Below are 7,230 nucleotides of genomic sequence, written 5' to 3' on the forward strand. Positions count from 1 at the left end.
AAGTTATGATAGATATATTGAAAAAATCGTTGATATAATTTCACTCACCGAGAACAGGGCATCATTTACTGAGCGAAAGTTACGATTCACTTCGCATCATAGTCAACCTCTTTCAACTGACATCGCTTATTAAAGAACGTTTTATATCCAAGCTGTAAAAAGATAATGACAGCGAAAGCGGTACTTCCTGAAATACCGAGTATGATAGCGATTTGATATTGAATGGCTGTGAATGGTGATACACCGGATAATATTTGACCAGTCATCATGCCTGGTAAGCTTATAATTCCCATTCCGACCATAGAATTAATTGTTGGTAAAATAGCAGAATCAAAAGCGTCTCGAATGAGCGGAGCAGCTGCTTCTTTCGGTGTTGCGCCGAGCATAAGTGCACCTTCAATTTGACCTCTTTGCGATTTCATATTGTTTAAGAACGTATTTGCGCCGAGAGAAACACCAGTCATGGCATTACCGACTAACATTCCCGTAATAGGGACGATATATTGCGGAGCATACCAAGGGTCATGACCGATAATAACAAAGATAAATAGTAGAAGTGGCCCAATTGATCCAGCGACCATGGAAAGGGCGGCTACTCGTTTTAATTCTTTAGACATTGGGATATTAACTCGTTTATAAATATTAAAAATTGCAAAGGTAGTAATAGAAGTAATGAGAGCAATTGTATAAAATGGATTACTGTTTTCAAATACGTATGTAAGGACATATGCAACAAGTACGAGCTGAATCGTCATACGGAATGTTGCGAGCGCGATTTGTTTTTCACGAGGTATTCCTTTTAATTTTACAAGTCCAATTAAGATAAGGATAAAAATATAGGCAGCCGCCAGTTGCCAAATTTGGAGTTCAATAACGCCCTTCAATAGAGAGCACTTCCTTTCTAGTTGCACCGTTTGTTTTACTAATTTCAATAATGTCGTCTGCAATTTCTTTTGGAAGTTGTTGCGAGTGTGTGATGAAGATAACTGTTTTTTTCTTTTTTCGTGCTAGTTCAGTAAATTGTTTCATAACGCGGCGTTCTGTATCATTGTCTAGTGCTGAAGTGGGTTCATCTAATAAATAGACAGGCGGATCCATAAGTACAATACGAGCAAAGGCAAGTCTTTGTTTTTCACCGCCGGATAATGAGGAGGCGCTATCTTCTAATTGCTTGTCTAAGCTAACGGTTTGTAATGCACTCCGCAGGGCATCATCATTTGGAAATGGTTTTTCAGAAAGACGAAGTCCCGTTAATAGGTTTTCTTTAACGGTTCCATCAAAAATAGGTGGAGTTTGCCCAAGCATAACTACGTCACGACGTAATTGAATAGGCGGATAATCAGAAATTAACTTTCCGTTATATTCAATTGTACCGGATGTTGGAGATTGTAAATCGTTTAACATGCGAAGCAATGTGCTTTTTCCACTTCCACTTTCACCGATAATGCAAGTGATTTTTTCATTTTGAATCTGTAAATAAGGAATGTGTAGGATATCTTTATATATAACGTCTTTTAATATAAACATAAATCGCTCCTTTCTGATTCTATTTATATCGTATCAAAAAAGGGAGGATAAGGGTTATAAAGAGCAACGTTTTTTCTTCATCTTGAGTTTTATTAATAAGTTAAGTAAACGATCTAATTCTTGGCTGAAAGAAATCACTTTATTATGAGTTAATCCGTATCGTTCAACGAGATAGATTAACTCTTTCTTTTTCGCTTCTATTCGATTGTTTAGTTTCGATAAGTTCATAAGTTGAATGTAATGCCTCCTACAAAAGTATTTATCACATAAAAAATAAGACCGAATGAATTCGGTCTTAAAGGAAATAATAAGACAACTTACAAATAGCATACACTGTTTATCAATAGTTTTTAATATAAAAATGAAAAATAAATCATTATACATATTGAGAAAGAGGTGTCTGATAATTTTTAAAAACTGATGCAAAGAGGCTGTCTACATAGTAGACAGCCTGTAAGATATTAACCCTTATGATATTTGTACATCCAAAGTAGACCGGATTTTAATAATCTTGGTACACGTCCCATTAATGGTTGGTTTGCAAGTAAACCGAAGCCATGCTTCTTACCAAGAGAGCCGAGAACACCTTTTAATTTGATTATAGGTAGTTCGTCAGGAAGTGGTTCATTGTTCCAACGTTTTAATAATATTTGGACAATTTGCTCTCCTTGACCTTCAGCAAGTTGGGCAGATGGAGCGTGTGGAAGTGCTGCGCAATCTCCTACAACATACACGTGCTCGTTATTTGGAATATTATGATATTTAGTTAAGACAACCCGTCCGCTACCATCTTGTTCAACTGGAAGGTTTCGAACAACTTCATTTGCTTGAATACCAGCTGTCCAGACGATTGCATCACATTCAAGTGGTTCATCGTGGTTATACACAATATTTGGTTCCACTTTTGTAATGTTAGAGTTTCTTATAATAGTAACTTTATGTTTTACGAACCATTCTTCTACGTATCTACTTAATTTCTCTGGATACGGGAATAAAATTCTATCTTTTCGATCAAATAAATAGATTTTTAAATCAGAACGGCTTTCGCGAAGTTCACTGGCAACTTCCACACCACTTAAGCCAGCGCCAACGACAGCTACTGTTGCATTTGGTTCTAGACTATTTAATTGTTCATATGTCTTACGTGTTTGTTCAATCGATTGTAGGCTATGTGTATATTCTTTCGCCCCAGGAACGTTATGATATTTATCCTCACAGCCAAGACCGATAATTAAATCATCATATTGGATCGCTTCGCCGCCATCGAGATGAACAGCTTTTTCTTCGAGATCAATATTTGTTATTGTGCCGTATTGAATATTGAGTCGTGGGTGCTCGGGAAACGGTATACGAATATGTGTTTCTGAAATAGTACCCGCAACTAATGCATAATATTCAGTTTTGAAGCAATGATATGGTACTTTGTCGATTAATGTCACTTGTACATCATCTGGAAGTTGGTTGCTTGGAAGTAGCCTTTGTAGAATTCTCATTCCACCGTAGCCGCCACCTAGTATTACGAGGTGTTTCATGATGGATTACCCCTTTTCTGTTGAAATATCCCCTAATCATAAAATTTTATATTAATAAAATATTTTGACTTTACTCAATCAAATTATATCGAATTTGTGAACAAATAACAATGCATGAATGAATACTCTGTTGTACAATAAGAAGAAAAGTAAAGTAAACTGTTTTGCCTTTTTAGTTACTATTTTATTGCAAGTAGCATGTTATATAAAATAAAACCATCTACTTTGAAGTGAAATAGTGAAGTAACTAAATAGTTTAGGATGTATAACGAAAACAACAAGAGACAGCTTAGTTTTCTTCTTATAGATGGAGTCAGAAGGTAATTTGTTTTGTAGTACAGGGGGGAGAATTTTGATTAAACCATTAATTGAATTTTGTGTAGGTAACCTTGCAAGTGGTTCACAAGCAGCTTTAGAGAAATTAGAAAAAGATCCGAATTTAGATGTAATGGAGTATGGTTGTTTAGGATATTGTGGCATTTGTTTTGAAGGACCGTTTGCACTTGTAAATGGTGAAGTTGTACAAGGTGCTACAGTAGAAGAACTGGTCAATAATGTATATGATTATTTGGATGAAAATCCAATGTTTTAAGGTGTTGCAATCAGCAGCACCTTTTTCATTAGATAAAATGTTATTTCGTAGGGTAGTTTAATACTATAGATAAATAAAAAAAGGCCCTTTTTAGAAGGGCTTTTTTCTTACACAATGTGTGTAAGAGTGGCTCATCGCCAAACGTTGTCAAATATGAGAAACGGGGGACATTCATATTGTGTTCTAAAAGCATGCATTCTATACTTAAAATAACAAATTATTTTTGGAGTGAATATAAATGAGCCAATTTTCTTTTACAAAAATGCATGGTCTTGGCAATAGTTATATATATGTAAATATGTTTGAAGAACAAATTCCTGAAGAAGATTTAGTTCTTGTGGCGGAAAAGGTTTCAAATATTAATACTGGTATTGGAGCAGATGGGATGATTTTAATTTGTCCATCTGACGTAGCTCCGGTGAAAATGCGCATGTTTAATAATGATGGTTCAGAAGGAAAGAGTTGTGGTAACGGTTTACGATGCGTAGCGAAATATGCGTATGAGCATAAACTAGTAGAAGAAACAGTTTTCACAATTGAAACGTTAGCTGGTATTGTAACAGCGGAAGTAACGGTAGAAGAAGGGAAAGTTACATTAGCGAAAATCGATATGGGAGCACCGCGTTTAACACGTGCAGAAATACCGATGCTTGGTGAAGGTGAAACACCATTTATTCGTGAAAACTTCTTATACAATAATCATCGCTATGCATTTACAGCTGTTTCAATGGGGAATCCGCATGCGGTTATTTTTGTTGATGATGTAGAGCAAGCACCTCTTACAACACTTGGTCCAGTCCTGGAGACACATGAAATGTTCCCAGAGCGAGTAAATGTTGAATTCATCGAGATTTTGAATGATGCAGAGATGAATTTCCGCGTTTGGGAACGTGGATCTGGTGTAACGCAAGCTTGCGGAACAGGAGCGTGCGCTGCAGTTGTCGCTGCTATTTTAAATGGAAAGATGGAACGTGGTAAGGAAATTACAGTCCATTTAGCTGGCGGCGATTTAATGATTGCTTGGACTGAAGAAGGAAACGTGTTGATGAAAGGGCCTGCGGAAGTAATTTGCCGCGGAGTGTATGAGTACAAGATAGAAGCGTAAAGATGTATAATAGAATGAGAACAGAAAGGATGGTGTATTTCATGATTGAAGTAACAGAACAAGCAGCTTTTCAAATTAAAGATATGTTAAAAGATGCTGAAGATGGAGAGAAGTACGTGCGCCTTGCTGTACACGGCGGCGGATGTACTGGCCTTTCTTACGGCTTAGGATTTGAAGTAGAACCAAAAGAAGACGACACAGTTCTTGAGTTTTTCGGTGTTGAATTTGTTATCGATACAGAAAGTGCTCCAATTGTTAAAGGAGTAAAAATTGATTATAAACAATCGATGCTTGGCGGCGGATTCACAATCGACAATCCAAACGCAATCGCATCATGCGGATGCGGATCATCTTTCCGTACAGCGACGAATGCTGGTAAGCCAGAAGAGTGCTAAGTTTTTAGCAGAAATAGAGAAAGACCTTTTTAGCGATGAAATAAAATCGTTAAGGAGGTCTTTTCTTTTGCCGTAAAATCCTGATTGGTACGGGCTAATTAAAGTTTCACTTTATCTTTGCATAGATGCATGTATCAGCTAGTTGTTTACCGTCAGCTGAAAAATCTTCATTACGCAATATCCCTTCAAGTTCAAAGCCTAGTTTTTCAGGAATCGCACGACTTTTCGTGTTATTAGATTCACATTGGATTTCAATCCTTCTAAATTTGAATAACTGAAATCCAAGGTTTGTTAACACACTTACTGTTTCTGTCATATATCCACTGCCACTAAATTGCGTGTTAATCCAATATCCAATTTCGCATTTAGAAACCTTCCAATTAATTCGATGAAGGCTAGCCGTTCCAACAAAATCATTCGTCTCCTTATGGTAGATAAGATAGCGAAAGCTTTCTCTTTTCAAAAAATCTATATGTGCATTTCTCAGAAGAATTTCCGTTTCTTCAACAGTAGGAATGGACTGAAATAAAGACAACCATTGCTTTAATTCATTAATGGAATCTTTAATAGCTTGTTGTACTATATCCCCTTCACCTGCTTGAAGTGGTGCTCGAAGAATGAGTCTGTCTGTTTCTATTTGTAACGGAACATCTAATAAAATAGGATTCATATTATTTCTCCTCTCGAAACCTTTAAATTATGACAGAATGAAACTTATATCATAAAAAAACTTTCACCCAAAAGAAATAATTCTTGAGGACGAGAGTCGCAATTTATAATAAATGAATTGAAAAATACTTTATCTCACTAATAGAAAATCACGTCACAGCATCACTATTAGTTATTATAGAACTGTGTGAAGTACAGGAATATAGTAAAGCTTATCTTCCCATAAAGGAACCTCTCAAAAACGAGTAAACAATAAATATATATTCAATTCATCATTTAGAAATCCCTTTTCACATATTGAAAACTAAACTATCAGTTGGTACAGCAGCATTAGGTTGTTAAACTAATGCATATGTTAATTGAATAAGGAATTATTATTTTTTAAACTGCTTTAAATTGAACGCATAATTCAAGATTGATTATCTATACACAATCGCATCATGCAGATTTGGATCATCTTTCCGTACAGCGACGAATGCTGGTAAGCCAGAAGAGTGCTAAGTTTTTAGCCAAAATAGGAAAGACCTTTTTAGCGATAGAATAAAATCGTTAGGAAGGTCTTTTATTTTGGCGTTAAAACAGAAAATGCATGTAAAGTTACTTTAGAATTTAATTTAAATGTTATTATATATGGGATATATGATTAATCGAGTTTCATATTGTTCGTTTTAAGATAAGATTATGCAACAGAAATGTAAATGAATAGGAGAAATATACTATTTATTAGTTATATTTAATGTTAATATTTGTAACGAAGATGATTGGTGACCATGTTTGGATTAGCTGTAGCTGCATCGGTTATGACTAATAGGTAGATTTATTCCATAAAAGCCCGATTGGTGAGGGCTGATTAAAGTTTCACTTTATATAAAAAAGGTGCATGAGGGAGAAGGCTATAGCAAATTGTATAGAACTGAATAGTTCCGTATTAATTAAAATACGTTGATTACTAAATATTAAAAAATACCGGGGGGATTAGAGTGAAGTCATTTAAGAGAGTACTTATAGTAGGGATGGCGTTGACTACAGTATCGATTTTGGGAGCTTGTTCTAGCGATACAGACGTATTAACAAAAGTAGGAGTAAAGCAACCAGCGAAGGCGGAAGGTGACGTACTAAAAGAACAGAAGAAAACACCTATGACTACGAGTAAACGTGAAAGTATTAAAAATGAGGACGCTCCATCATCACAGAAGCGTTACATTTCTCATGATGAATCTAAAAAGATTGAGGAAGGTATGATGTATACGGATATTCTTAATACGATTGACTACGGTGGTGAGAACATAAAACATTATAATAACAATGAAAAACGCGTATTTTATACTGAAAAAGATACGGATGGTACATATGAAATTATGGTTGAATTAAATACATATGGTTACGTTGTGAATATTGAACGTACTGCTA

The 7,230-nt window shown here is 35.5% G+C and carries 8 protein-coding genes and 2 pseudogenes; 5 read left to right on the plus strand and 5 right to left on the minus strand.

Going from position 1 to position 7,230, the window contains the following annotated elements:
* Window positions 1-86: 86 nt before the first annotated feature.
* The 4 genes from MR167_RS29395 to MR167_RS29410 all read right to left on the minus strand — a co-directional run bounded on the left by MR167_RS29395 (window position 87) and on the right by MR167_RS29410 (window position 3,059).
* Window positions 87-884 carry an ABC transporter permease gene (locus MR167_RS29395; RefSeq protein ID WP_000679259.1) on the minus strand — a complete coding sequence of 266 codons (798 nt, stop codon included), beginning with the start codon at window positions 882-884 and terminating at the stop codon, window positions 87-89.
* Window positions 868-1,527 carry an ABC transporter ATP-binding protein gene (locus MR167_RS29400; RefSeq protein WP_000470267.1) on the minus strand — a complete coding sequence of 220 codons (660 nt, stop codon included), beginning with the start codon at window positions 1,525-1,527 and terminating at the stop codon, window positions 868-870. Before MR167_RS29400 ends, MR167_RS29395 begins: the two co-directional genes overlap by 17 nt.
* 54 nt (window positions 1,528-1,581) lie before the next feature.
* Window positions 1,582-1,755, minus strand: coding sequence for an aspartyl-phosphate phosphatase Spo0E family protein (locus tag MR167_RS29405; protein ID WP_001054092.1), 174 nt, complete (start codon window positions 1,753-1,755; stop codon window positions 1,582-1,584).
* Window positions 1,756-1,988: 233 nt separating this feature from the next.
* Window positions 1,989-3,059: an NAD(P)/FAD-dependent oxidoreductase gene (locus MR167_RS29410; RefSeq protein WP_000682066.1), complete on the minus strand. Its 1,071-nt coding sequence runs from the start codon at window positions 3,057-3,059 to the stop codon at window positions 1,989-1,991.
* Window positions 3,060-3,411: 352 nt separating this feature from the next.
* Between MR167_RS29410 and MR167_RS29415 the strand changes: the two genes are divergently transcribed.
* From MR167_RS29415 to MR167_RS29425, 3 genes are all read left to right on the plus strand, one after another.
* A complete protein-coding gene (locus tag MR167_RS29415) occupies window positions 3,412-3,651 on the plus strand; it encodes a YuzB family protein (protein ID WP_000595025.1) in 240 nt (79 codons plus the stop codon).
* 238 nt (window positions 3,652-3,889) lie between these two features.
* Complete coding sequence (dapF, locus tag MR167_RS29420) at window positions 3,890-4,756, plus strand: diaminopimelate epimerase (protein WP_000077409.1); 867 nt, start codon at window positions 3,890-3,892, stop codon at window positions 4,754-4,756.
* A 41-nt stretch (window positions 4,757-4,797) separates the two neighbouring features.
* Window positions 4,798-5,151, plus strand: a complete 354-nt coding sequence (locus MR167_RS29425; RefSeq protein WP_000573830.1) for a HesB/IscA family protein — start codon at window positions 4,798-4,800, stop codon at window positions 5,149-5,151.
* Window positions 5,152-5,257: 106 nt separating this feature from the next.
* Here the strand turns inward: MR167_RS29425 and MR167_RS29430 are convergent, their stop codons facing one another.
* Window positions 5,258-5,821: a GNAT family N-acetyltransferase gene (locus MR167_RS29430; protein ID WP_106103297.1), complete on the minus strand. Its 564-nt coding sequence runs from the start codon at window positions 5,819-5,821 to the stop codon at window positions 5,258-5,260.
* 422 nt (window positions 5,822-6,243) lie between these two features.
* Here MR167_RS29430 and MR167_RS29435 point away from each other — a divergent pair.
* Window positions 6,244-6,321: pseudogene (locus tag MR167_RS29435) on the plus strand (hypothetical protein); the annotation flags it as partial.
* A 479-nt stretch (window positions 6,322-6,800) separates the two neighbouring features.
* A pseudogene (locus MR167_RS29440) lies at window positions 6,801-7,230 on the plus strand (hypothetical protein); the annotation flags it as partial.

This window comes from Bacillus cereus group sp. BfR-BA-01355 (assembly GCF_022663675.1).
GTDB classification, from domain to species: Bacteria; Bacillota; Bacilli; order Bacillales; family Bacillaceae_G; genus Bacillus_A; species Bacillus_A thuringiensis_S.

What these genes read in the sequence shown, in the direction of transcription:
- MR167_RS29430 (WP_106103297.1), bottom strand. Translation starts at nt 5,821, where the DNA reads ATGAATCCTATTTTATTAGATGTTCCGTTACAAATAGAAACAGACAGA.
- MR167_RS29425 (WP_000573830.1), top strand. Translation starts at nt 4,798, where the DNA reads ATGATTGAAGTAACAGAACAAGCAGCTTTTCAAATTAAAGATATGTTA.
- MR167_RS29405 (WP_001054092.1), bottom strand. Translation starts at nt 1,755, where the DNA reads ATGAACTTATCGAAACTAAACAATCGAATAGAAGCGAAAAAGAAAGAG.
- MR167_RS29410 (WP_000682066.1), bottom strand. Translation starts at nt 3,059, where the DNA reads ATGAAACACCTCGTAATACTAGGTGGCGGCTACGGTGGAATGAGAATT.
- MR167_RS29400 (WP_000470267.1), bottom strand. Translation starts at nt 1,527, where the DNA reads ATGTTTATATTAAAAGACGTTATATATAAAGATATCCTACACATTCCT.
- dapF (WP_000077409.1), top strand. Translation starts at nt 3,890, where the DNA reads ATGAGCCAATTTTCTTTTACAAAAATGCATGGTCTTGGCAATAGTTAT.